Annotated in this window: 17 protein-coding genes and 1 pseudogene; 9 read left to right on the plus strand and 9 right to left on the minus strand. The window is 64.8% G+C overall.

What is annotated here, in order from left to right; genetic code table 11:
• Positions 1-160: 160 nt before the first annotated feature.
• The 3 genes and pseudogenes from CSQ92_RS29425 to CSQ92_RS17215 all read left to right on the plus strand — a co-directional run.
• Positions 161-643, plus strand: a pseudogene (locus CSQ92_RS29425) (sigma-70 family RNA polymerase sigma factor); the annotation flags it as partial.
• 54 nt (positions 644-697) lie between these two features.
• Positions 698-1,477 carry a FecR family protein gene (locus CSQ92_RS29430; protein ID WP_244965494.1) on the plus strand — a complete coding sequence of 260 codons (780 nt, stop codon included), beginning with the start codon at positions 698-700 and terminating at the stop codon, positions 1,475-1,477.
• Between the two features lie 256 nt (positions 1,478-1,733).
• Positions 1,734-4,205, plus strand: a complete 2,472-nt coding sequence (locus tag CSQ92_RS17215; protein WP_143450381.1) for a TonB-dependent siderophore receptor — start codon at positions 1,734-1,736, stop codon at positions 4,203-4,205.
• Here CSQ92_RS17215 and CSQ92_RS17220 read toward each other — a convergent pair whose 3' ends face one another.
• Entirely contained in the window at positions 4,206-5,285 is a 1,080-nt protein-coding gene (locus tag CSQ92_RS17220; RefSeq protein ID WP_099394876.1) for an alginate lyase family protein, read from the minus strand.
• Positions 5,282-6,289, minus strand: coding sequence for a gamma-glutamyl-gamma-aminobutyrate hydrolase family protein (locus CSQ92_RS17225; RefSeq protein ID WP_176376516.1), 1,008 nt, complete (start codon positions 6,287-6,289; stop codon positions 5,282-5,284). The genes CSQ92_RS17220 and CSQ92_RS17225 overlap by 4 nt, the downstream gene beginning before the upstream one ends.
• 212 nt (positions 6,290-6,501) lie before the next feature.
• Between CSQ92_RS17225 and CSQ92_RS17230 the strand changes: the two genes are divergently transcribed.
• The 3 genes from CSQ92_RS17230 to CSQ92_RS17240 are packed head-to-tail and all read left to right on the plus strand — an operon-like array spanning position 6,502 to position 8,364.
• Entirely contained in the window at positions 6,502-6,810 is a 309-nt protein-coding gene (locus tag CSQ92_RS17230) for a hypothetical protein (RefSeq protein ID WP_225317423.1), read from the plus strand.
• Positions 6,807-7,844, plus strand: coding sequence for a 4-hydroxy-tetrahydrodipicolinate synthase (gene dapA, locus CSQ92_RS17235; protein WP_099394877.1), 1,038 nt, complete (start codon positions 6,807-6,809; stop codon positions 7,842-7,844). The genes CSQ92_RS17230 and dapA overlap by 4 nt, the downstream gene beginning before the upstream one ends.
• Positions 7,822-8,364 carry a ParA family protein gene (locus CSQ92_RS17240; protein ID WP_099394878.1) on the plus strand — a complete coding sequence of 181 codons (543 nt, stop codon included), beginning with the start codon at positions 7,822-7,824 and terminating at the stop codon, positions 8,362-8,364. The genes dapA and CSQ92_RS17240 overlap by 23 nt, the downstream gene beginning before the upstream one ends.
• A 55-nt stretch (positions 8,365-8,419) precedes the next feature.
• Here the strand turns inward: CSQ92_RS17240 and CSQ92_RS17245 are convergent, their stop codons facing one another.
• From CSQ92_RS17245 to kdpF, 7 genes are all read right to left on the minus strand, one after another.
• On the minus strand, positions 8,420-9,169 hold the full coding sequence (locus CSQ92_RS17245; RefSeq protein ID WP_099395090.1) for a TorF family putative porin: 750 nt from the start codon (positions 9,167-9,169) through the stop codon (positions 8,420-8,422).
• Positions 9,170-9,301: 132 nt separating this feature from the next.
• Entirely contained in the window at positions 9,302-10,000 is a 699-nt protein-coding gene (gene kdpE / locus CSQ92_RS17250) for a two-component system response regulator KdpE (protein WP_034746496.1), read from the minus strand.
• Entirely contained in the window at positions 9,997-12,738 is a 2,742-nt protein-coding gene (locus CSQ92_RS17255; protein ID WP_099394879.1) for a DUF4118 domain-containing protein, read from the minus strand. The genes kdpE and CSQ92_RS17255 overlap by 4 nt, the downstream gene beginning before the upstream one ends.
• A 152-nt stretch (positions 12,739-12,890) precedes the next feature.
• Positions 12,891-13,466 carry a potassium-transporting ATPase subunit KdpC gene (gene kdpC, locus CSQ92_RS17260; RefSeq protein WP_099394880.1) on the minus strand — a complete coding sequence of 192 codons (576 nt, stop codon included), beginning with the start codon at positions 13,464-13,466 and terminating at the stop codon, positions 12,891-12,893.
• Between the two features lie 10 nt (positions 13,467-13,476).
• Entirely contained in the window at positions 13,477-15,555 is a 2,079-nt protein-coding gene (kdpB, locus tag CSQ92_RS17265; protein ID WP_099394881.1) for a potassium-transporting ATPase subunit KdpB, read from the minus strand.
• Positions 15,556-15,564: 9 nt separating this feature from the next.
• Positions 15,565-17,370: a potassium-transporting ATPase subunit KdpA gene (gene kdpA / locus CSQ92_RS17270; protein ID WP_099394882.1), complete on the minus strand. Its 1,806-nt coding sequence runs from the start codon at positions 17,368-17,370 to the stop codon at positions 15,565-15,567.
• Complete coding sequence (kdpF, locus tag CSQ92_RS17275; RefSeq protein ID WP_034746483.1) at positions 17,370-17,459, minus strand: K(+)-transporting ATPase subunit F; 90 nt, start codon at positions 17,457-17,459, stop codon at positions 17,370-17,372. The genes kdpA and kdpF overlap by 1 nt, the downstream gene beginning before the upstream one ends.
• Positions 17,460-17,921: 462 nt before the next feature.
• Between kdpF and CSQ92_RS17280 the strand changes: the two genes are divergently transcribed.
• The 3 genes from CSQ92_RS17280 to CSQ92_RS17290 are packed head-to-tail and all read left to right on the plus strand — an operon-like array spanning position 17,922 to position 23,443.
• Positions 17,922-19,919 carry a DNA topoisomerase IV subunit B gene (locus CSQ92_RS17280; RefSeq protein WP_034780309.1) on the plus strand — a complete coding sequence of 666 codons (1,998 nt, stop codon included), beginning with the start codon at positions 17,922-17,924 and terminating at the stop codon, positions 19,917-19,919.
• On the plus strand, positions 19,919-21,628 hold the full coding sequence (locus CSQ92_RS17285) for a molecular chaperone HscC (RefSeq protein WP_034780312.1): 1,710 nt from the start codon (positions 19,919-19,921) through the stop codon (positions 21,626-21,628). Before CSQ92_RS17280 ends, CSQ92_RS17285 begins: the two co-directional genes overlap by 1 nt.
• A gap of 12 nt (positions 21,629-21,640) precedes the next feature.
• Positions 21,641-23,443 (plus strand): J domain-containing protein, encoded by a 1,803-nt coding sequence (locus tag CSQ92_RS17290; RefSeq protein WP_143450382.1) that lies wholly within the window; start codon positions 21,641-21,643, stop codon positions 23,441-23,443.
• Positions 23,444-23,462: the final 19 nt, after the last annotated feature.

A 23,462-nucleotide genomic window follows, 5' to 3' on the forward strand; every position in this document is an offset into this window, starting at 1 on the left:
TCATCGTGACGTTTCCCCCAACAGCGCAAAGCCAAAAAACCACACCCGCCGCCCCCGTCATTTACAGCCCCTGCCCCCGCTTGTTACAATAAGTGAGAATGATTCTTATTATTGTTTAAATCCACCGATCCGGCCGGGCCGGCCATGCAAGGGGAATGCGATGCCGCTGGCAGAGCCGCTACAACGCCAGGACATTGCGACACTGTATGCCGACCACCATGGCTGGCTGCAGGGCTGGCTGCGCAAAAAACTCGGCAGCACGGCGTGCGCGGCCGATATGGCGCATGACACCTTCGTGCGCCTGCTCGACCGCGAAGACGCCGTCGCCGCGCGCGAGCCGCGCGCCTTTCTCGCCACCGTGGCGCAGCGCGTGCTGTTCAACCATTACCGCCGTCAGAAACTTGAAGAGGCTTACCTCGACGTGCTGGCGCAACTGCTGCCCCGGCATGCGCCATCGCCCGAGGAACGGTCGCTGCTGCTGGCCACCGTGTTTGAACTCGACCGCATGCTCGACGGCCTGCCGCCTCCCGTGAAACGGGCTTTTTTACTGCGCCAGCTCGACGAGCTGCCGCAGGAAGACATTGCGCGCCAGCTCGGCATCTCGCTGGCGACAGTAAAACGCCATCTGCAGCGTGCCGCCAGCGCCACGCAAGCGTGGCAGCAGCTGCAAACGCAGCATGAACACCTGCCGCCCGCCATGCAGGCGACCCTGCTGCGCGCCTGCGTGCTGGCGAATGCGCCGCGCCGCCATGCCGTCAAGACGCTGGCCCTGCTGCTGGCCTGCGGCACCTCGCTGTATGCATTCGAACGACGCGGCCCATGGCGCTGGTTGACGGCCGACTACCGCACGGCCGTCAACCAGCGCCGCGTCGTGACCCTCGATGACGGCACGCGGCTCACGCTCAACACCAGCAGCGCCGTCAATATCGTTTACAACGGCGAACAGCGCCGCATTCAACTGCTGGCCGGTGAAATCTTCATCGCCACCGGCAAGGATGCGGCACAGCGGCCGTTCTTCGTCGACACGCCGCATGGCAGCCTGCAGGCGCTGGGCACGCGTTTCACGGTGCGCCTGCACGAGCAATATGCCAGCGCCGGCGTGCTCGAAGGCGCCGTCGCCGTGCTGGCCGACGACGGCGGCCAGCGCCTGGTACTGCGTCCCGGGGAAGGCGCCCATTTCGACGGCAGCGGCTTGCACCGCCAGGCGCTGGCGCCTTATGGCGGCGCCTGGCTGGACGGCATGCTGGTGGCGCGCGACATGCGCCTGGCCGATTTCCTCGCCGAGCTGTCGCGCTACAGCGACCATCCGCTGGCCTGCGCGCCCGCCGTCGCCAGCCTGCGCGTGTCCGGTTCCTACCCGCTGGCCGATGTCAGCGCCATCCTCGACGCCGTCAGCGCCAGCCTGCAACTGCGGCGCAATACCGTCACGCGCTTCTGGGGCCATCAGGTGGTGCGCATCGAACTGGCGGCCCGCTGAAAAAATATTTTCTGCAAAGTGAGCTGTTTCGCCGTGCTCGCGTGACTTGGTAAGTAATGCTCGGGAAATTATTGTGAATTTATGAAGAACAGAACCGGATGCTGTGCAAGGCGCCTGCAGCGACGCAGTGCGAGCACTGCTAGCTGCGGGCAACACCGCACAGCGCCGGCTATGCAAGTCAAAAAACACAATAACTTATTGAGGGTTACTTAGATAGGCAGTCTCCATCTTGCGCATCCACGAAAGGTTTTATTCCATGCACCACGCTTCGCGTTCCCTCCTTACCCGCACCGTCCTGGCCTGCGCCCTGTCGCAAATCGGCATGGCCCTGGCCCTGCCGGCATCGGCCCAGGCGCAAACCCGGCAAGTACGCGCCTACAGCATTCCGGCCGGCGCGCTGGGCGACGTGCTGACGCGCTTTGGCAGCGACAGCGCCATTTTATTGTCGTTCTCCAGCGAGGCCACGCAAGGCTTGCGCAGCGCCGGCCTGCAAGGCAGCTACAGCCTGCAGGAGGGTTTCAGCGTGCTGCTGGCGGGCAGCGGCCTGCAAGCAGTACCGCAATCGAACGGCGGCTACCTGCTGCAGAAAATCCCCGCCAGCGCCGGCGCCCCTTCGGCGGATAGCCGCGGCGTGGCCATCATGAGCGGCGTCACGGTGGTAGCGGCCGCCGAGCGCAGCGCCGCCACCAGCGGCACTGGCAGCTATACGGGCGGCCCCGCCAGCGGCGCCACGGGACTGGCGTTGACGCAACGCGAAACGCCGCAGTCGCTGACCATCGTCACGCGCCAGCAGATGGATGACCAGAACAGCAACGCGGTCTCCGACGTCATGAAAAACGTCAATGGCGTGAGCGTGCAAAACTACGACAGCGACCGCTGGAGCTTCCAGGCTCGCGGCTTTGCCGTCACCAATTTCCAGTACGACGGCGTGTCGGCCATCTATGACGGCGTCTACGACTGGGGCACGACGAACAGCGACATGGCCATCTATGACCGCATCGAGGTGCTGAAGGGCGCGACGGGCCTGATGAGCGGCTCGGGCGACCCGTCGGCCACCGTCAACATGGTGCGCAAGCGCCCCACCGCCAGCTTCGAAGGTTCGGCCACCCTGGGCGCGGGATCGTGGGACAACTACCGCGGCGAAGCCGATGTCTCCGGCCCGCTCAATGCCAGCCGCACGGTGCGCGGCCGCCTGGTGGGCGCCTACCAGGACAAGCATTCCTACCTGGACCGCTACACGCAGCAGAAATCCGTCGCCTACGGCATCATCGAGGCGGACCTGACACCCGTCACCCTGCTCACGGCAGGCTTCACGCACCAGGATTACAAGCCGCGCGGCTCGACCTGGACAGGCTTCCCCGTCCTGCTTTCCGATGGCACCCGCACGGATTTCCCCACCTCGTGGAACCCGGCCACGGACTGGAGCCGCCGCGACATGCAGAACACCACGCTGTTTACCTCGCTGGAACATACGTTCGCCAACGAATGGAAAGTGAAATTGAGCGCCAACCAGCTGCGCAGCAAGCATGACAGCGTGCTCGGTTCGGCCAGCGGCGGCAATCCCGCGCCTGTCACGGGCGCAGGCACGTATTTCTTCATGGGCAAATACAAGGGCGACCGCCGCCAGACCACCGTCAACGTGGATGCCAGCGGTCCATTCACGGCATTTGGCCGCCGGCATGAAGCGATGATCGGCTATTCCAGTTCGACGGCAAAGCAGGATGGTCCCGTCTACGAATCGGTCTACCCTCCCGTGGAAGGCAGCTATTTCGACTGGCGCGGCCAGTATGCGGAACCGGCATTCAAGCGCCTGGGCGACGACAACGACAGCACGCGCCAGAGCGGCTTGTATGGCGCCGTGCGCCTGCATCCCGTCGATGCGCTGTCCGTCATCGTCGGCGCGCGCGTCAGCAACTACAAGCAGGAACAGGACCGCACTTTCTTCGATGCCGGCACCGCGCGCATCACCTCGCGTATCGAGGAAAACAACGTCATCACGCCGTATGCGGGTGTCGTGTATGACCTCGACAAGACCTATTCCGTGTTCGGCAGCTACACGAGCATCTTCGCGCCGCAGAGCAACCGCGACATCAACCGCAACTTCCTGTCGCCCGTGCGCGGCAAGGGCGTGGAAGCGGGTGTGAAGGCGGAGTACCTCGACGGCAAGGTCAATGCCAGCGCGTCCCTGTTCCAGATCCGTCAAAGCAACGTGGCCAGTTCCGTGGGCGAAGTCAACGGCGAAGAAGCGTATAAAGCCATCGACGGCGTCACCAGCCGCGGCGTGGAAATGGAAGTGACGGGCGAAGTGGCCAAGGATGTGAAGCTGAGCGCCGGCTACACCTACACCCACGTGCGCGACGCGGATGGCAAGGATGTGTTTTCCACCATGCTGCAAACGACGCAGCCTGCCCACCTGGTCCGCGTGCAAGGCACGTGGCGCCTGCCGGCCAGCCTGGACAAGCTGACAGTCGGTGGCGGCGTCAACTGGCAAAGCAGCTACGAAGGCAATATCTGGAATCCCGCCATCGAGGACTATTCGCGCATCAAGCAGGGCGGCTACGCGCTGGTCAACCTGTTGGCCCGCTACGAGATCAGCAAGAACGTCACGGCCAGCCTCAACGTGAACAACCTGCTGGACAAGAAGTACCTGACGGGACTGGGTCTGTTCCAGACGGGCTTCTACGGCGAACCGCGCAATGTGATGTTCACCGTGCGCACGAAGTTTTAATCAGCTTCCGTACAGCGCCAGCGCCCAGGCTGGCGGGCGCAACTCCAGCGCCAGCGACAGGCAAGCGGGATCGAAGCGCGCCGCCAGCAGGTACACATTGGCGGCGCCCTTCGGCTCCCAATTCCCCGTAAAGCCCTTTTCACCGGCCGCCACGCGCTTGCGGTCGAAGGGCACGGCGCTTTTCGCGAACTCCTCGTGCGTCTTTCTGCCCTGCGCATAGGGCGCCAGCCAGGCCAGCGCCTCGGCCAGGCGCCGCGCTTCCGGCGCGCCATACCAGTCGTCGCCATGCGCCTGCGCCATCAGCGCTGTCGTCAGCAGCGGCTCCAGGCTGTAGGTGGTGTAATGCAGGGCGTCGCGCTGCTCGAAGTCGAAGGGTACGCCGCCGGCGCCGATATTGCGCGGCACGTGCGCCAGGAAGCGTTCCTTCGCCCGCGCGATCAGCAAGGCGTCGCCCGTGACATACGCGGCGGCCGTGCCGATCTTGATGCGGTGGCTGTGCCAGTTGTTGCGCGCCGTGGACGGGCCGCCCACCTTGATGGGATCACTCAAATACCCGTGCGCCAGGGTGCGGCAAAACGCCTGCACCTGCTCGCGCTCGACGCCGTTCAAGCGTTCCTGTACCAGGTCATAGCCCATCAGCAGGCTGGCCAGCTCCGTCTCGTCGACGGGGCTGAACGAGGGCTGATAGCTGCCGCTCCAGGCCAGCAGCAGCTGGCGCGCCGCCTCGAAATGCGCCATCTCGCCCGACAGCCGCCAGGCCAGCGCCTGCAAGCGCGCCTGGCGCCAGTCTTCCTGCGCCTGCTGGCTGGTCTCGCGTCCGCCCTCTCCCTTCAGCAAGCCGCCCGTGCGCACTTCGGCCATCAGGTGCTCGGGCCGCGCCGCATCCTTGCGTGCCGCCTTGACCACCTGTTCGGCAATGGCCGGCGCCACCCGCGCCTTGAGCGTGCGGGCGCGCGCGGCGGACGTCAGCGCAAACGCCAGCGGCCCCTCATGCGGGCGCGGCGCCGCGCGCAAGCCCGCCAGGGGCAACGCCAGCAGTGCCGCCAGCACAGTGCGCCGGCGGATCAGGTGCGTACTCAAAAACGCGTCTCCCGCGCCGCGCGCAAAAAGTTATCGAGGATGGGCGTGCAATCGAGCAGCTCGACGCCGCCCGCCGAATGGAATTCCGGATGCCATTGCAAGCCCATGACGAAGCGCGCCCGCTGGTAGCGGATGGCTTCGACGATATTGTCCCCTTGCGAATACGCTTCCACGGTGATGTCGCGTCCCAGGTCCTTGACCGACTGGTGGTGGATGGAATTGACGAGCGCCTCGCCCGCCTTCGGGAACATGCCCGCCAGCGACGAGCCTTTCGGGAAGACGATGCTGTGACGGTGACGGTCATACAGATCGTTGACGTGCGAGGTGGCGCCTTCCACATCCGAGGCGATGTCCTGGTACAGGGTGCCGCCAAAGCCCACGTTGATGAGTTGGCAGCCGCGGCAGATGCCCAGCACGGGTTTGCCCGCATCGACGAATTCGTGCAGCAGTTCCAGTTCGTACAGGTCGCGCGCGCGGTCGCCGTTCCATTCGGGCCGCGTGGCTGCCTCGGAATACGTCTGCGGCGAGACGTCGGCGCCGCCCTGCAGCACCAGGCCGTCCAGGTGGCGCGCATAGTGGCGCAAGGTGATATTACTCGGGTGTAGCTGGCCGCTGGTATTGACCGTCGGGATCATGAAGACCAGCACGTCGCGCGACATGACCCACTGGGCGATCGACTCTTCCAGGTATTGCAGGTTCTTGCTGCGCAGGCCAGTGGCACCCGGCTCGGGGTGGAAAATGCGTGCCGAGATGCCGATGCGCAGGGTGCGCCGCATGAAATCGCGGCTGGCCTTGTCGCGCATGGAGCGGTAGCGCGACGAGATCACCCGCCAGGCCAGCGCCAGCGGCGTATCGTTGTCCTTCAGGTAGCGGGGCGCCGCGTCGCGCGCACGGTGCTCATCATCGGGTGCCCGGCGGCCCACCCGGTCAGGCCGCGACGGCGGTGATGCTGGCGCTGCGGGATCGGTGAAAGGAGGAAGCTGGGGATCTTTTTCGTCTGACATGGCGGGGCTGACTGAAAGCGGAGACGTTTTCAATATAAACCCCTGCCCCCGAAAGCACGATTCAATTTTGTAACAAAAGCATACGCACGGGGCATCCACGCAACACGCTCAACGCATACGGCCCGTTTACGCTGGCGGCCCCGCTTTTTAGAGAATCTTTACGCCCCCGCTGCTAATCTTGAACGTACCTCAACCACCGCTGCAAAGCCACCATGGAACCCCATTCACGCCTGCAAACGCATCAAGCGCATCAAGCACTGCCCCACCGCCATCCCCGCCTGCCCACCTTCCTCATGCACATCACGGTCGACAAAGCCTGCCTGGCCGAGCTGCGCCAGCTGGTCGTCAAGACCTGCGGCGGCATGCTGTCATTCATGCGCGTCGAGGCAGTCGACCATGCCGAACGCATGAAAGTCTGGCTGTGCGTGACGGAACCGGCCCTGCGCCTGACCATGGATGCCGTCATGCGCCTGCTGCCGGCGGCGGAATTTGGCCGTATCAGCCAGGGGAAATCGCTATGAACCAGTATGCCTGCGAACAGGCGATGTCTTCATCGCGCATCACCGCGCACTTCCAGGGCATCTGGGTGCCGATGGTCACGCCATTCCGTGACGGCGATGGCGAAATCGACTTCGACGCGGCGCAGCAGCTCGCGTGCGATCTGGCCGCCAGCGGCATCGACGGCCTGGTGGTGTGCGGCACCACGGGTGAAGCGGCCATGCTGAGCGCCGCAGAACAGACCATGCTGCTCGACAGCGTGCTCGAAGCCGTCGGCCCCTGCTTCCCCGTCGTGATAGGGATCGGCGGCAGCGATACGCGCAGCGTCGTCGCCACGGTGCAGCGCTACAACGACCATCCGCTGGCCGGCCTGCTCATCTCCGCACCCGCCTATGTGCGCCCTTCGCAGGATGGCATCGTGCGCCATTTCCAGGCCATCGCCGCCACCACCGACCAGTCCATCGTGCTGTACAACGTGCCGGCACGCACGGGCGTCAACATCGAACCGCAGACGGCGGCCCTGCTGGCGCGCGACTCGCACTTCGTCGCCATCAAGGAAGCGGGCGGCAAGCTGCAGCAGCTGGGCGAACTGCTGCTCGACACGCGCCTGGACGTCTTGTGCGGCGACGATGCGCTGCTGCTGGCCAGCCTGTCCATGGGCGGCCACGGCGCCATGTCGGCCGCCGCCCAAGTGCGCCCCGACCTGTATGCGCAGCTGTACCACCTCGTCAAACAGGGCCGCCACGGCGCCGCCGGCGCGCTGTTCAAGACCATGTTGCCCGTCATCCGCCTGCTGTTTGCCGAACCGAATCCCGCTCCCGTCAAGGCGGCGCTGGCCATGCAGGGCAAGGTGCGCGATGCATTGCGCCTGCCGATGACGCCCATGTCTTCCGCCGGCCAGGCCGCCCTGGCCGCGGCACTCGATCCATTGATGCAGCTGCCGGCATGGACGGCCAGCGACAGGGAAGAGCCGCGCGAAGGCTGTCTGCTGCAGCTGGTCTCCCCTGCCAACATCATGCCAGCCGTACGCCAAGATGATCATCGCCATCACGGATGAACGCGGGGGGATGGAGAAATCCATCCTGGCCGGGCGGCTGGCCGCCTCGCGCGCGCTGGCCGGACGCAAGGTATTGCTGCTCGATGCCGATCCGCGCCAGGGCGCCATGGCGCAAGCCAGGAACATGCACGACGGCGCCATACACGGCAGCCTGACGCGGCCGCGCCTGATGGCGCGCGCCATCAGCGCCAAGGGCTTGCAACCGGAGCTGGAACACCTAGTGCACTGCTACCATGACATCGTCATCGACAGCGAAGGCCGCGACTCCATGGGCAGCCGTTCGGCCCTGATCGCCGCGCGCGTACTGGTGGTGCCGCTCGACGGTGTCGTCGACGCCGCCGCGCAATCAGGTTTGGCGCGCCGCATCGCGCACGCGCGCAGCGTCAATCCGGGCCTGCGCGTCCTGCTGGCAACGGACACGCAGGCTGCACCCGCCCATGCCCTGGCCGCGCAGATTCCCGCCGCCCGCGTAGTCAGCCTGGGACAGCTGTACTGCGCCGTTTTCAACCTGCCGGCCTAGCCTGGCGCATCACGTAAAAAAAGGCGGCGCATGCGCCGCCTCTCCTCCCTGTCAATTAAAACGTCTTGCTGACGGTCAGCTGCAGCGCCGTCTTGCCCATGAATTTGCCATTCACGGGCGAGGCATAGGCGGACTTGTCCGCGTTCGTGCCGATCACGGCCAGCGCGCCCGTCACTAAACCGAAGTCGCGCGTGACGCCCACTTTCCAGTCCGTATAGCTAGCCGCGTCGTTGTTTTTGACCTTCTGATGGCCCGCATGCAGGTTGCCGGTCCAGCCGTTCGTCAGGTCGATGGTGGCGCCGATGTCCAGGTAGCCGCTGTTCTTGCTGTTGACGATGCCGAACAGGTTCGAGACGGCGTGCGAATATTTGACGTAGGCGGGACCATACGACAGCTGGCCGTAGACTTCCTGCGTGTCCGCATCGGCCAGGCCGGCGATATGCTTCAAGCCGTTGTCCGCATACACGTACGCCAGCACGCCCACGTCATAGCCAACGTCGCTGGTCAACTGGCCGCGCTTGCCCGCATACAGGTCCACTTCCACGTCGCCGCTGCCGCCCGCGTCCTTGGTCCACTTGATGGTGGAGGCCCAGGCGCCCGCGTACAGGCCCGTCGGATTGTTGACATAGTCGGCGCCGCCCTGCAGCGCGGGTTTCAAACGCGTCTGCGAAATGCCGCGATAACGGTAGTCGGACACGCCGGCCACGTTGAAGCTGACTTCATTATCGGGCTTGGCCTCTTCCGCGTGGGCCAGGCTGCCCGTAAAGGCTGTGGCGACGGCAAGTGCAAGTAACATTTTATTCATGGTTTTTTCTTCTTCATTGGTGGTATGGGCCTTTGCCAACATGGCGCAGCTGGCCCGCCGCTGCAAAAATTTTGGGTAAAGCGTCCCCCTGGCGCGCGCGGCGCCTGTTTTCCAACAGGGGATTGACAGGTATTAGAGCGGCAGCAGCAGCCGGTAGCCGACGGCCGTTTCCGTCAACAGGTACTGCGGCTGGGCAGGATCGGCTTCCAGCTTCTGGCGCAGATGCCCCATGTAGATGCGCAGGTAATGGCCGTTTTCACTGTTCGACGGCCCCCACACTTCGCGCAACAGCTGCGGATTGGTGACCACCCTGCCCGCGTTCTTCACGAGCACCGACAGCAAACGGAATTCCGTCGGCGTCATGTGCACCAGCTGCTTGTTGCGCGTCACCAGCCGGTCCTTCAGGTCGACCCGCACGTCGCCGAACTGCACCACGCCATCGTCGCTGGCGGCGGGCTGGCGCTGGCGGCGCAAGGTGGCGCGCACACGGGCCAGCAATTCGCCCACGCCGAACGGCTTGGTCAGATAATCGTCGGCGCCCGCGTCCAGCGCGCGGATCTTGTCCTGCTCGTCGACCCGCGCCGACAGCACGATGATGGGCACGGCCGACCATTTGCGGATGTCGGCGATGAAATCGATGCCGTCACCGTCGGGCAGCCCCAGGTCCAGTACGATCAGGTCGGGCCGGCGCGTGCCGGCATCGATCAGGCCCCGCTGCATGGTGGCGGATTCGAAAATCTGCCAGCCCTCGTCTTCCAGCGCGGCACGCACAAAGCGGCGGATTTGCGGTTCATCCTCGACCAGCAAGGCGGTGGCGGAAGGTTCGTTCATGTTGGTTTTCCTGTTTCATGGTCGTTGGCGTCATCGAGCTCGGTCTCCGGCGGCGCCGGGGGCGTGCCCAGCGGCAGGCTGAAGACGATGGCGGCGCCCTGTCCCGGCGCGTGCGGCTGCGCGTGGATGGTGCCGCCATGGGCTTCGACGATGGCGCGGCAAATGGCCAGCCCCAGCCCGACGCCCGGCTTGTTCGACTCGCGCTCGCCGCGCGTAAATTTTTCAAAGATGGCTTCTTCTCGGCCCGGCGGCAAACCCGGGCCATCATCAGACACCGCCACCTGCAGGAACTGGCCATGCACCCCGGCCGCGACCGTGATGGTGCTGCCCGGCGGCGTGTACTTGGCCGCATTTTCCAGCAGGTTGCACAGTACGCGCTCGACCAGCACGGCATCGTAGCGCACCAGCGGCAAGTCCGGCGCCAGCTGCGTCTGCACGGCATGCTGCTGCAATTGCGGACCGCTGGCGCGCAGCGCGCTGCCCACCACTTCTTCCAGCGCCTGCCATTGCAGGTTCAGGCGCACCTGTCCGCTCTCGATGCGCGCCATGTCCAGCAAGTTCGCCACCAGGGCGCTCATGCGCACGGTTTCGGACTGCAGCGAGCGCGCCATGTCCAGCTGCGCGGGCGACAAGGCGGGCCGCGACAGGGCCAGCGATTCGGCCAGGCCAACCAGCGACGTCAATGGCGTGCGCAAGTCGTGCGACAGGGCCGCCAGCAGCGAATTGCGCAGCCGCTCGGACTCCATCTGCAGCAGCGCGCCCTGGGCCACGTCGATATAGTGCACGCGTTCGAGGGCGATGGCCGCCAGCGCGGCAAAGGTATCGAGGTGCTGGCGCTGTTCCGGCACCAGCAGCCAGCGCCCGCGCTGCGCGCCATCGAGCGGCAGCAGCGCCAGCACGCCCCGCGTGCGCATCGGCGCGATCAGCGGCAGGTAGAAAACGGGCGAAGCCGGCAAGGTATCGGTCCCCGTCCCCGCCGCCTGCGCATGGTCGAAGGCCCACTGCGCAATGCCGATATCGAGCGCCTCGCCGCCGTTCGGGGCCTGCAAGCCGCCCTCGTCATCGGGCAGCAGCAGGGTGGCGCGCGCGCGGAAAGCCCGTTCGATGGCGCTTTTCGTGATGTCGAAAATCTGCTCCGTCTGCAGCACGCCAGACAGCTCGCGCGAGAATTCATACAGGGCGCGGGCGCGCGCTTCGCGGTGCGAGGCCACGCGCGCCTGGAAGCGCAGGCCCGCCGTCAGGTGGCCCGTGATCAGGCCCACGGCCAGCATCACGCCAAAGGTGATCACATACTGGAAATCGCCCACGGCAAACGAGAAGCGCGGTGGCACGAAGACGAAATCGAAGCAGGCCACGCCCACCAGGCTGGCCAATGCCGCCGGCCCGCGCCCCAGGCGCACGGCTACCAGCACCACCGTCAGCAAGGACAGCATGGCGATATTGGCCAGGTCAAGATAGGGCTGCAGGGGGACGGAGGCGAGCGCCGTGGCCAGGCTGGCGCCGGCGGCCAATATGTAGCGCCAATGGCGCGGGGGCCGGCGCGGCGCCTCCGCATCTTCGCCGGCCGCGCGCCGGGGCGCCGCATCGGCAGGCGGCAAGCCCACCTCGATCAAATCGATATCGGGTGCCAGGCTGGCCATGCGCGCGGCTGGCGGCGTGTGCCACAGGCGCGTCAGCGTGCCGGCGCGGCCACGGCCCACGATGACTTTCGAGATATTCGCGTTGCGCGCATACTCGACCACGGCGCCGGCGATGTCGGCGGACGGCACAATGGCCGTGCGCGCGCCCAGGTCCTGCGCCAGTTTCAGGGTTTTCAGGATGCGCTCGCGCTGGACCGCCGGCAGGCGCTGCAAACGCGGTGTTTCCACGTACAGCGCATGCCATTCCGCATTCAGCTGGCTGGCCAGGCGCGCCGTGCTGCGGATCACGTGCTCGCCACCCGCGTGCGGTCCCACGCAGGCGAGCAGCGCGGCGCCCGTCTTCCACACGGGATTGATGGATTTCTCGACGCGGTAAGCCTGCACGTCGTCCTGCACCCGGTCCGCCGTGCGGCGCAAGGCCAGTTCGCGCAAGGCGATCAGGTTACCCTTGCGGAAAAAATGCTGCGATGCCCGCTCGGCTTGCAGCGGCTGATACACCTTGCCCTGCTTCAGGCGGCGCAGCAGTTCATCGGCCGGGATATCGACCAGCACCACCTCATCGGCGCGGTCGAATACCGTGTCGGGCAAAGTCTCCGCCACGCGCACGCCCGTGATCCCGCCCACCACGTCGTTCAGGCTTTCCAGGTGCTGCACGTTGACGGTCGACAGCACGTCGATGCCGGCCGCCAGCAATTCCTCGACATCCTGCCAGCGTTTCGGATGGCGCGAACCGGCCACGTTCGAGTGGGCCAGTTCATCCATCAGTATCAGCGCCGGCGCGCGCCGCAGCGCTTCGTCCAGGTCGAACTCGAACAGGGTCTTGCCCCGGTACTCGATGGCCTTCAGGGAAAGCACGGGCAAGCCGTCAAGCTGGGCCGCCGTATCCTGGCGCCCATGCGTCTCCACCACCCCCACCAGCAAGTCCTGGCCATCGGCCAGCAATTTGCGTGCGGCCGCCAGCATCGCATAGGTCTTGCCGACGCCGGCCGAGGCGCCAAAATAGATGCGCAGCCGGCCGCGCGCGGCTTTCTTTTCCTGTGCCTGCACTTGCGCCAGCAGGGCATCAGGGTCGGGGCGTTGGCTGTCGTTGGGGAGCATGTTGTATTTTAATCTTCCTGGGCATTGTAGGTCGGATTAGCGCGCTAGCACGTAATCCGACGACATCGTTGGCCTGGCCGGTGGTGATGTCGGCTTACGCTGCGCTAAGCCGACCTACGCCGACCTACGCCGGCCAACCAACCTTTGTCAGCTTACTTTGCCATGGCATCCAGCGCCAGATTCAGTTCCAGCACATTCACGCGTGGTTCGCCGAAAAAGCCGATATACGCAGTTTTCTGCACCTTGGCGATGGCGTTTTCCACCTGCGCCAGCGGCATGGCGCGCACGCGGGCCACGCGCGGCGCCTGGTACAGGGCGCCCGCCAGGCTGATTTCCGGATCCAGGCCGCTGCTCGACGCCGTCACCAGGTCGACGGGGATCGGGTTGCGGTTGCCCGGATCGGCAGCCTGCAGGGCGGCGATGCGCGCCTTGACTGCGTCCACCAGAGCCGGATTGGTCGGCCCCTGGTTCGAGCCGCCCGAACCGGCACCGTTGTTCGCCATCGGCGCGGTAGCCGATGGGCGGCCCCAGAAATACTTGGGCGAGGTGAAGGACTGGCCGATCAGGGTCGAGCCGACAAGCTTGCCACCACGCTCGACGATGCTGCCGTTGACTTCATCGTTGAAAGCCAGCTGCCCGATGCCGGCCGTGGCAAACGGATAGACGACGCCGCAGATCACGGTCAGCGCGGCAAACAGGACCAGGGCGGGACGTACGATAGTGTTCATGACGGTTCCTTTAGACTAAATTGAGTGCGGACAGCAGCATGTCGATCAGCTTGATGCCGATGAAGGGCAGGACGATGCCGCCCAGGCCGTAGATCAGCAGGTTGCGGCGCAACAGGCTGGCCGCGCCGATGGCCCGGTATTGCACGCCTTTCAGCGCCAGCGGAATCAGCACGACGATGATCAATGCATTGAAGATCACGGCCGACATGATGGCCGAGGCCGGGCTGGCCAGGTGCATGATGTCGAGCGCCTTCAATTGCGGATAGGTGCCCACGAAGGCGGCCGGGATGATGGCGAAGTACTTGGCGATGTCGTTTGAGATCGAGAACGTCGTCAGCGAACCGCGCGTCATCAGCATCTGCTTGCCGATTTCAACGATTTCCAGCAGCTTGGTGGGATTCGAATCCAGGTCCACCATATTGCCCGCTTCTTTTGCCGCCTGCGTGCCCGAGTTCATGGCCACTGCCACGTCGGCCTGGGCCAGCGCCGGCGCATCGTTGGTGCCATCGCCCGTCATCGCCACCAGGCGGCCTTCGGCCTGGTAGCTGCGGATGAGTTTCAGCTTGTCTTCCGGCGTCGCTTCGGCGAGGAAATCGTCCACGCCCGCTTCGGCGGCAATCGCCGCTGCCGTCAGCTTGTTGTCGCCCGTGATCATGACGGTCTTGATGCCCATGCGTCGCAATTCCGCGAAGCGCTCCTTGATGCCGCCCTTGACGATATCCTTCAGCTCCACGGCGCCCATGACGCGGCCATCGTCAACCACCACCAGCGGCGTGCTGCCGCGGCGGGCGATGTCGTCGACGGCGCGCCCCACCTCGGTCGGATACGGCTGGCCCAGCGCTTCCACGTACTTCTTCATGGAGTCGGCCGCGCCCTTGCGCAGCTGGCGTACCTGCTGTTCGCCCGCGATATCCACGCCGCTCATGCGCGTTTGCGCCGTGAAGGGCACGAAGGTGGCGTGCAGGCTGGCCATCTCGCGTTCGCGGATATTGAACTTCTGCTTGGCCAGCACGACGATGCTGCGCCCTTCCGGCGTTTCATCGGCCAGCGATGCCAGCTGCGCCGCATCGGCCAGCTGCTGCTCCGTCACGCCTGGCGCCGGCACAAAGCTGGAAGCCTGGCGGTTGCCCAGGGTGATGGTGCCCGTTTTATCGAGCAGCAGCACGTCCACGTCGCCGGCCGCTTCCACGGCGCGGCCCGACGTGGCGATCACATTGGCCTGCATCATGCGGCTCATGCCGGCCACGCCGATGGCGGACAACAGGCCGCCGATGGTGGTCGGAATCAGGCACACGAGCAGCGCGATCAGCACGGTGATGGTCACCGGCGTGCCACTGCCGGCCGCCGCCACGGAAAACAGCGAATACGGCAGTAAAGTCACGGTGACGATCAGGAACACGATCGACAGGGCGACAAGAAGAATCGTCAGGGCGATCTCGTTCGGCGTCTTCTGGCGCTTGGCGCCTTCGACCATGGCGATCATGCGGTCGATGAAGGCTTCGCCAGGATTGACGGAAACGCGCACCAGCAGCCAGTCCGACAGCACGCGGGTACCGCCCGTGACGGCGGAAAAATCGCCGCCCGATTCGCGGATGACGGGCGCCGATTCACCCGTGATGGCGCTCTCGTCGACGGAGGCCACGCCGGCCGTCACTTCGCCGTCGGCGGGAATGACGTCACCCGCCTCCACCAGCACCGTCATGCCCTTGCGCAGGTCGGTGGCCGGCGTGGGCAGCCAGGAAGTGCCGTATTTCGGCGTCTGCATTTTCTTTGCCATCACCGTTTGCTTGAGGGCGCGCAGGGACGCGGCTTGCGCCTTGCTGCGGCCTTCGGCCAGCGCTTCGGCGAAATTCGCGAACAGCACGGTAAACCACAGCCACACGGCGACGGCGACGATGAAGCCGAATGGCGCTTCGCCCTGGCCATTCAGGGCCTGGATGGCCAGCAAGGTCGTGATGATGCTGCCTACGTAGACGACGAACATCACGGGGCTGCGCCACTGCGTGCGGGGGTCGAGTTTTTTGAACGCATCGACGACGGCGGGGCCGATCAGTGCGGAATCGAACAAAGTCAGGCTTGTGCGTGACATGGTAGCCTCTTATTTGATGAAAAGTTGCAGGTGTTCGACGATCGGGCCCAGGGCCAGCGCGGGAACGTAGTTCAATACGCCGACGAGCACGACAACGCCGATCAGCAGGCCGATGAACATGGGGCCGTGCGTGGGCATGGTGCCGGCATTGGCCGACAGGCGCTGCTTGGCCGCCAGCGAACCGGCCACCGCCAGCACGGGCACGATCACGCCGAAGCGGCCGAACCACATGGCGATCGCCAGCATCACGTTGTAGAACGGCGTGTTGGCGGACAGGCCGGCAAACGCGCTGCCGTTGTTGTTGGCCGCCGACGTGAAGGCGTACAGGATCTCCGAGAAGCCATGCGCGCCCGGATTGGCCACGCCAACCGTGCCCGGTTCGACCATTACGGCGATCGCCGTGCCCGTCAAGACCAGGGCTGGCGTGACCAGGATGGCCAGCGAGACCATCTTCATTTCATAGGCCTGGATTTTCTTGCCCAGATATTCGGGCGTGCGGCCTATCATCAGGCCGGCGATGAAGACGGCCAGGATGGCGAACATCAGCATGCCGTACAGGCCCGTGCCCACGCCGCCGAAAATCACTTCACCGAACTGCATCAGCAGCAGCGGCACCATGCCACCCAGGGGCATGTAGGAGTCGTGCATGGAATTGACGGCGCCGCACGAAGCGGCCGTCGTCACCGCCGCGAACAGGGTCGAGGAGCTGATGCCGAAGCGCGTTTCCTTGCCTTCCATATTGCCACCCGATTGCAGGCTGCTGGCCTGCTGGTCCACGCCCAGCGCCTGCAGGGCAGGATTGGCTTGCTGCTCGGCGCTCATCACGCCGGCCGTCATGACGACAAAGATCAGGGTCATCGCGGCCAGCACGGCCCAGCCCTGGCGCATGTCGCCCGCCATGCGGCCGAACGTGAAGCACAGGCCGGCGGGAATGATGAAGATGGCCAGCATCTGCAGGAAGTTCGACAGCACGGTGGGGTTTTCATACGGATGCGAGGAATTGGCGTTGAAGAAGCCGCCGCCATTCGTGCCCAGCAGCTTGATCGACTCCTGCGACGCGACAGGGCCCATGGCGATCGTCTGCGTCGTCGCCACTTGCGCTTCCATCACGGGCTTGCCGGCCGCATCCAGCACGGGCTGGCCGTCGGCCGTCACTTTCGGCGTTTCATACGCCACGTGGTCGAGCAGGGTCACTTCCTTGTAGGCGGAAAAATTCTGGATCATGCCTTCGCCCATGAAAACGACGGACAGGGCCAGGGACAGCGGCAGCAGAATGTACAGGGTCGAGCGCACCAGGTCGACCCAGAAATTGCCGATCGACTTGCCCGAGCGCGAGGCGAAGCCGCGTACCAGCGCGAAGATCACGGCGATGCCGGTGGCCGCCGAAAAGAAGTTCTGGCACGCCAGGCCCAGCATCTGGGTCAGGTAGCTCATCGTCTGTTCGCCGCCGTAGCCCTGCCAGTTGGTATTGGCGACGAAGCTGACGGTGGTATTGAACGAGGAATCGGGGCTGACGGCGCCCAGTCCCTGCGGATTGAGTGGCAGGAAGCCCTGCAGGCGCTGCAGGCCGTAGACGAAGACGGCGCCCACGGTATTGAAGACGATCAGGGCGATGGCATAGCTTTTCCAGCCCATGGCCTTGTCGGCGGGAAGGCCGGACCAGCGGTACAGCAGGTTTTCCAGCTTTTGCAGCCAGCCCAGGCCGCGCACGGGGCCATCGCCGGCCACCCTGGCCATGTACAGACCCAGCGGATAGCCGGCGGCCAGCAGCACGGCCAGGAAAGCCACCAATAACAGTATCGATTGCGTCGTCATCACAGCTCCTCCGCCTTCAGCAGCGCCACCAGCAAATACACGAGCAGGCCAGCCGAGACGACGGCGCCCAGCACATAAAACGCGTTCATTTGACGCTCCCTAATTTGTCGCAGGCGACGGCAAAGCCGGCCGCCACGACGAAAAACACGGCAATCAAGCCGAGATACACGAGATCCATTCCCACCCTCATTCAGGTTTGTTTTGATAGTGAGCAGATTAGCCAAAAGGGTCTAAAAAATTCGTAAAGACTGGGGAGGCAGCTGTAAACAAGATGTAAAAACGGGGGCTTTACCGCATAAAATCCAGCACAATTGGCGCAAAACCACGCGCGCGGCGCACTGTTGTTGCCTTGGAGTAGCGCTATTGCCCGCCGATCAAGATAGAATGCGCGAGCGTCCGCACAAGGACGCCAAGCCTGCCGCACTGCCCTCCCCCAGTGACGCTGGACGGGATATACTGTATATTCATACAGTTATCGCCGCCGCTGTCATTGCGCCCGCAGTGCCCTGGCCTGGCGTTCCAACCACTGTCTTTACTTAGCTTGAACACGTATGGCCACTAAAAAACCAGCATCCGACTACAGCGAATCATCCATCCGTGTCCTGAAAGGACTGGAACCCGTCAAGCAGCGCCCGGGGATGTACACCCGCACTGAAAATCCGCTGCACATCATTCAGGAAGTGATCGACAATGCCTCCGACGAGGCGCTGGGCGGTCATTGCACGCATATCGCCGTCACGCAAAACACGGATGGCAGCATTACCGTCGAAGACAATGGCCGCGGCATTCCCGTCGGCCTGCACCCGGAAGAAGGCGTGCCGACGGTGGAAATCGTGTTTACACGGCTGCACGCGGGCGGCAAGTTCGACAAGGGTTCGGGCGGCGCCTACGCGTTCTCGGGCGGTCTGCACGGCGTCGGCGTGTCCGTCACCAATGCGCTGTCGACGCGCTTGGAAATCACCGTCTGGCGCAAGGAAAGCGACGGCAACGGCTTGCACCACATGGTGTTTGCGAATGGCGACGTGATCGAGCCCTTGAATTCCCGCCCCGCCCCGCGCGACGGCAAGAAGTCGGGCACGCGCGTCACGGCCTGGCCCGACGCAAAATATTTTGATTCGCCCAACATCTCGCAAACGGAGCTGCAACGCCTGCTGCGCTCGAAAGCCGTGCTGCTGCCGGGCGTCACCGTGACGCTCACCAACGCGAAGACGGGCGACACGCAAACCTGGCAGTACGCGGAAGGCTTGCGCGGCTACCTGACCGAAACGCTGGCGCAGGTATCGAATGGCGAAACCCTGATTCCCCTGTTCGAAGGCGCGCAATACGCGGGCCCGGACTCGGAAGGCTTTGCCGAAGGCGAAGGCGCGGCCTGGGTGGTGGCGTGGACGGAAGAAGGCGCCATCGTGCGCGAATCGTACGTCAACCTGATCCCCACCTCGAATGGCGGCACGCACGAATCGGGCTTGCGCGACGGCCTGTTCGGCGCCGTGAAGAACTTCGTCGAAATGCACTCGCTGCTGCCGAAAGGCGTGAAGCTGCTGCCCGAAGACGTGTTCGCGCGCGCTTCCTTCGTGCTGTCGGCCAAGGTGCTGGACCCGCAATTCCAGGGCCAGATCAAGGAACGCCTGAACTCGCGCGACGCCGTACGCCTCGTCTCGACCTTCACCAAGCCGCCGCTGGAACTGTGGCTGAACCAGCACGTCGACTACGGCAAGAAGCTGGCCGATCTTGTGATCAAGCAGGCGCAGTCGCGCCAGCGCTCGCTGCAAAAAGTGGAAAAGAAAAAATCCTCGGGCGTGGCCGTCCTTCCCGGCAAGCTGACCGATTGCGAATCGTCGGACATCGCGCGCAATGAACTGTTCCTCGTCGAGGGCGACTCGGCGGGCGGTTCGGCCAAGATGGGGCGCGACAAGGAATTCCAGGCGATCCTGCCCCTGCGCGGCAAGGTCTTGAACTCGTGGGAAACGGACCGCGACCGTCTGTTCGCGAATAACGAGATCCACGACATTGCCGTCGCCATCGGTGTCGATCCGCACAGCGTGGGCGATACGCCCGACCTGTCCGGCCTGCGCTACGGCAAGATCTGCATCCTGTCCGACGCGGACGTGGACGGCTCGCACATCCAGGTACTGCTGCTGACGCTGTTCTTCAAGCACTTCCCGGCCCTGATCAACAAGGGACACATCTGCATCGCCCGCCCGCCTTTGTACCGCGTGGATGCGCCGGCGCGCGGCAAGAAGCCGATGCAGAAAATCTATGCGCTCGACGACGGCGAACTGCTCGCCATCGAGGACAAGCTGCGCAAGGAAGGCGTGAAACAGGGCGCCTGGTCGATCTCGCGCTTCAAGGGCCTGGGCGAGATGAATGCCGAGCAGCTGTGGGAAACGACGATGAACCCGGACACGCGCCGTCTGCTGCCCGTCACGCTCGGTGAAGTCGACCACATGGCCTCGGCCTCCCGCTTCAATATGTTGATGGGCAAAGGCGAAGCGGCCGGACGCCGCGCCTGGATCGAAGAACACGGCAATGAGGCGGAGGCGGATATCTGATGATCATCGGTATCGACCTGGGCACCACCAACAGCCTGGTCGCCATCTGGCGCGATGGCAAGGCTTCCATCATCCCGAATGCGCTCGGTGAACACCTGACGCCGTCGTGCGTCAGCATCGACGACGACGGCACCGTGCTGGTGGGCCGCGCCGCGCGCGAGCGCCTGCAGACGCACCCGCAGCTGACGGCGGCCGTCTTCAAGCGCTACATGGGCAGTGAAAAGAAGATCACCCTCGGCACGCAGCAATTCCGTCCGGAAGAGCTGTCGTCGATGGTGCTGCGCGCGCTGAAGGAAGATGCCGAAGCCTTTTTGGGGCACAAGGTCGAGGAAGCCATCATCACCGTGCCCGCGTATTTCAGCGATGCGCAGCGCAAGGCCACGCGCATCGCCGGCCAGCTGGCGGGCTTGCGCGTGGAGCGGCTGCTGAACGAGCCGACGGCCGCCGCGCTGGCCTACGGCATCCGCGACAAGGAACAGGAAAGCAAATTCCTCGTCTTCGACCTGGGTGGCGGCACCTTCGACGTGTCGATCCTGGAACTGTTCGAAGGCGTGATGGAAGTACGCGCCTCGGCCGGCGACAATTTTCTGGGCGGCGAAGACTTCGTCACCGTGCTGGTCGACGCCTTTTTGGAAGGCAGCGGCTTGCGCGATGCGGCCGGCAGCCGCCTGTTCGACCCGCGCCAGCAGCAGCTGCTGCGCGATGAGGCAGAGCGCGTCAAGCGCCTGCTGTCGGACCAGCCATCCGTGCGCATGGCCACGCGCTACCAGGACAAGGAATACAGCTGGGAGATCAGCGAAGACAAACTGGCGCAATTGTGCGAGCCCCTGCTGGCCCGCCTGCGCCTGCCCGTGGAACGGGCGCTGCGCGACGCCACCATCCGCGCCGCGGAATTGAATGAAGTAGTGCTGGCCGGCGGCGCCACGCGCATGCCGCTGGTGCGCAAACTCGTCTCGCGCATGTTCGGCCGCTTCCCCGCCATCCACCTGGATCCGGACGAAGCCGTGGCGCTGGGCGCCGCCGTGCAAGCGGGGCTCAAGATGCGCGACGCGGCGCTCGACGAAGTGGTCATGACGGACGTGGCGCCGTACTCGCTGGGCATTTCCATTTCGCGCCAGGTCGGCGCGAACCAGTATGAAGGCGGGCATTACCTGCCCATCATCGAGCGCAATTCCGTGGTGCCCGTCTCGCGCACGGAAAACATCACCACCATCCACGACAACCAGAAGGAAATCAACGTGGCTATCTTCCAGGGCGAGTCGCGCCTGGTGGCCGACAACGTCTTCCTCGGCAAGATCAGCTTCCCGATACCCGCGAAAAAGGCGGGCGAAATCGGCATCGACGTGCGCTTCACCTACGACGTCAGCGGCGTGCTGGAAGCGGAAGTGACAGTGCTGGCCACGCAGGAAAAGCACAAGATGATCATCAGCGACAACGCGGGCGTGATGACGCCGGAACAGATCGAGCAGCGCTTTGCGGAACTGGCCGACCTGAAGATCCACCCGCGCGAGCAGATGGAAAACCGCACCCTGGTCACGCGCGCCGACCGGCTGTACGAACAGTCTCTGGGCGACGTGCGCCAGTACCTGGCAGCGCACACGGCCAACTTCCAGGCCGCGCTGGAAACGCAGGACCCGAACACCATCCGCAAGGCACGCCAGGCGCTCGACGAAGTGTTGCGCCAGGTCGAGAGCGAGAGCTTCCTGTAAATGGACGGCGGCATGGACAACGGACAGCGCAGCCTGTGGGCAATCCTGGGCACGGAGCCGACCGGCGACGAGCGCGCCCTCAAGCGCGCGTATGCGAAGCGTCTGAAGGTGACGCGTCCCGAAGACGATCCGGCCGCCTTCCAGGAACTGCGCGAAGCGTATGAATACGCGCTGCGCCATGCGCACCTGTTTGCCGAGGAATTACCGGAACCGCCAGCGGCCGAAGCGGAAGCGGAAGCGCCAGAAGCACCGCCGATGGAACCGGCCGACTTGTGGGGCGTCATCGATGAACCCGCGCAGGAGCCGCCCGCAGAACTGTGGGGCGTCATAGCCCAGGAGCAGACGCCGCCGCCAGAACAATGGGGCGTGATCGCCATCGATCCGGCGCAGGAAGCGGCCAACCTGTGGCAAGGCTGCCTGGCGCAGACGCGGCACGCGGATGCCAGCGAGGTGCTGGCGGGAATACTGCAGGACGACGCCATGCTGAACCTCGACGTGCGCGAGGAATTCGACCTGTGCGCGCTGCGCTATTGCGCCAGCGCCGGCTATACGCTGCCGCTGCGCCAGGCCCTGTTCGAGCAGCTGGGCTGGGACCACGATTTTTCCTACCTGGCGCGCAGCCATGCGGACCTGGTGCGCGGCGCCGTGCAGCGCTACCGGGCCGACCACTCGTTTGCCCATTTCAGCGACAACCGCGACAGCTATCCCGGCCTGGACTGCATCATGTCGCAGCAGCCGCCATCGGCCTACGCGCGCCAGCTGTTCGATCAAAAATTCAACCTGCAGCTGCGCGAACTGCTGCACGCGATACGCTGGCAGCACGGCGAAATGCTGGCTTACAAGCTCGATACGGACCTGTTCGAGCAATGGGAGCAGGCCGTCCATGCCAAGCGCTACTTCAAGCAGACGGCGCTGGCCTCGGGCGGCCTGGGTTTCGTGCTGCACTTCATGCTCGCTGGCGTGCTCGATGCGGCCGGCTTCAAGCTTGGCGACACGGCCGCCTATGCCAGCCTGCTGGGCTTCCAGGCGCTCGCCTTTGCTCTGCTGGCCATGCATGCCTTGCGCTGGCCGGCACCCCTGTTCGCGCGGTTCGACACGCTGCAGGAAGCACTGCAGGAACGCCTGCCCACGCTGTGGCAGCGGCCAGGCTTGCGGCAACTGGGCTGGATCGTGCCCTACCTCGTGCTGGCGCTGCTGCTGTTCCTGCCCGAACGCAGCGAGACCATGCGCCTCGTTACCGCGGCCGGCTTGTGCGCGTCGGCCCTGCTCGCGTACGCGATGAACCGCCAACTGCTGCATGGCATGCTGCTGCTCCTGTGCCTCGGCCTGTCGCTGTTCGCCGCCATGTTCATGAGCGGCAAAGGCCCTGCGGCGCTGGCCATCGGCGAGGCCATGCCATTGATATTCTGCCTGGCGGCGCTGGCCCTGCGCAGCGCCACCGGCCTGTATGGCGATTGCGGCTTCCCCGAGGCGCTCTTGCCCCGCCTGCGCGCGGCATGGCTGATCGGTTGCGCGGGCTTGCTGCTGCAACTGTATTTGCAACTGCTGCCGGCCGCCCTCGTCGGCGCCGCGCTGTATGCCTGGTCGTGCGCCGGCTTGCTGTTTTCCCCCACCGATTTCAAATGGAAGACGATCTGGCCGGTGGTGCTGGTGCCGTCGCTCGCCAGCTTCGTGCTGGCCGGCCACGCCCCGGCCATCCGCGCCATGCCGATGATGCATAACAGTGTCGAGCTGGCCCTGGCCGTGCTGTATCTGACCTTGCGCTACATGTATCTGACGTATAGCAAGTCTTTTTCCAAACCCGGGCTGTCATAATCAACCCCACGAATTCAAC

This window comes from Janthinobacterium sp. BJB446 (assembly GCF_002735655.1).
Classification (GTDB): domain Bacteria; phylum Pseudomonadota; class Gammaproteobacteria; order Burkholderiales; family Burkholderiaceae_D; genus Janthinobacterium; species Janthinobacterium lividum.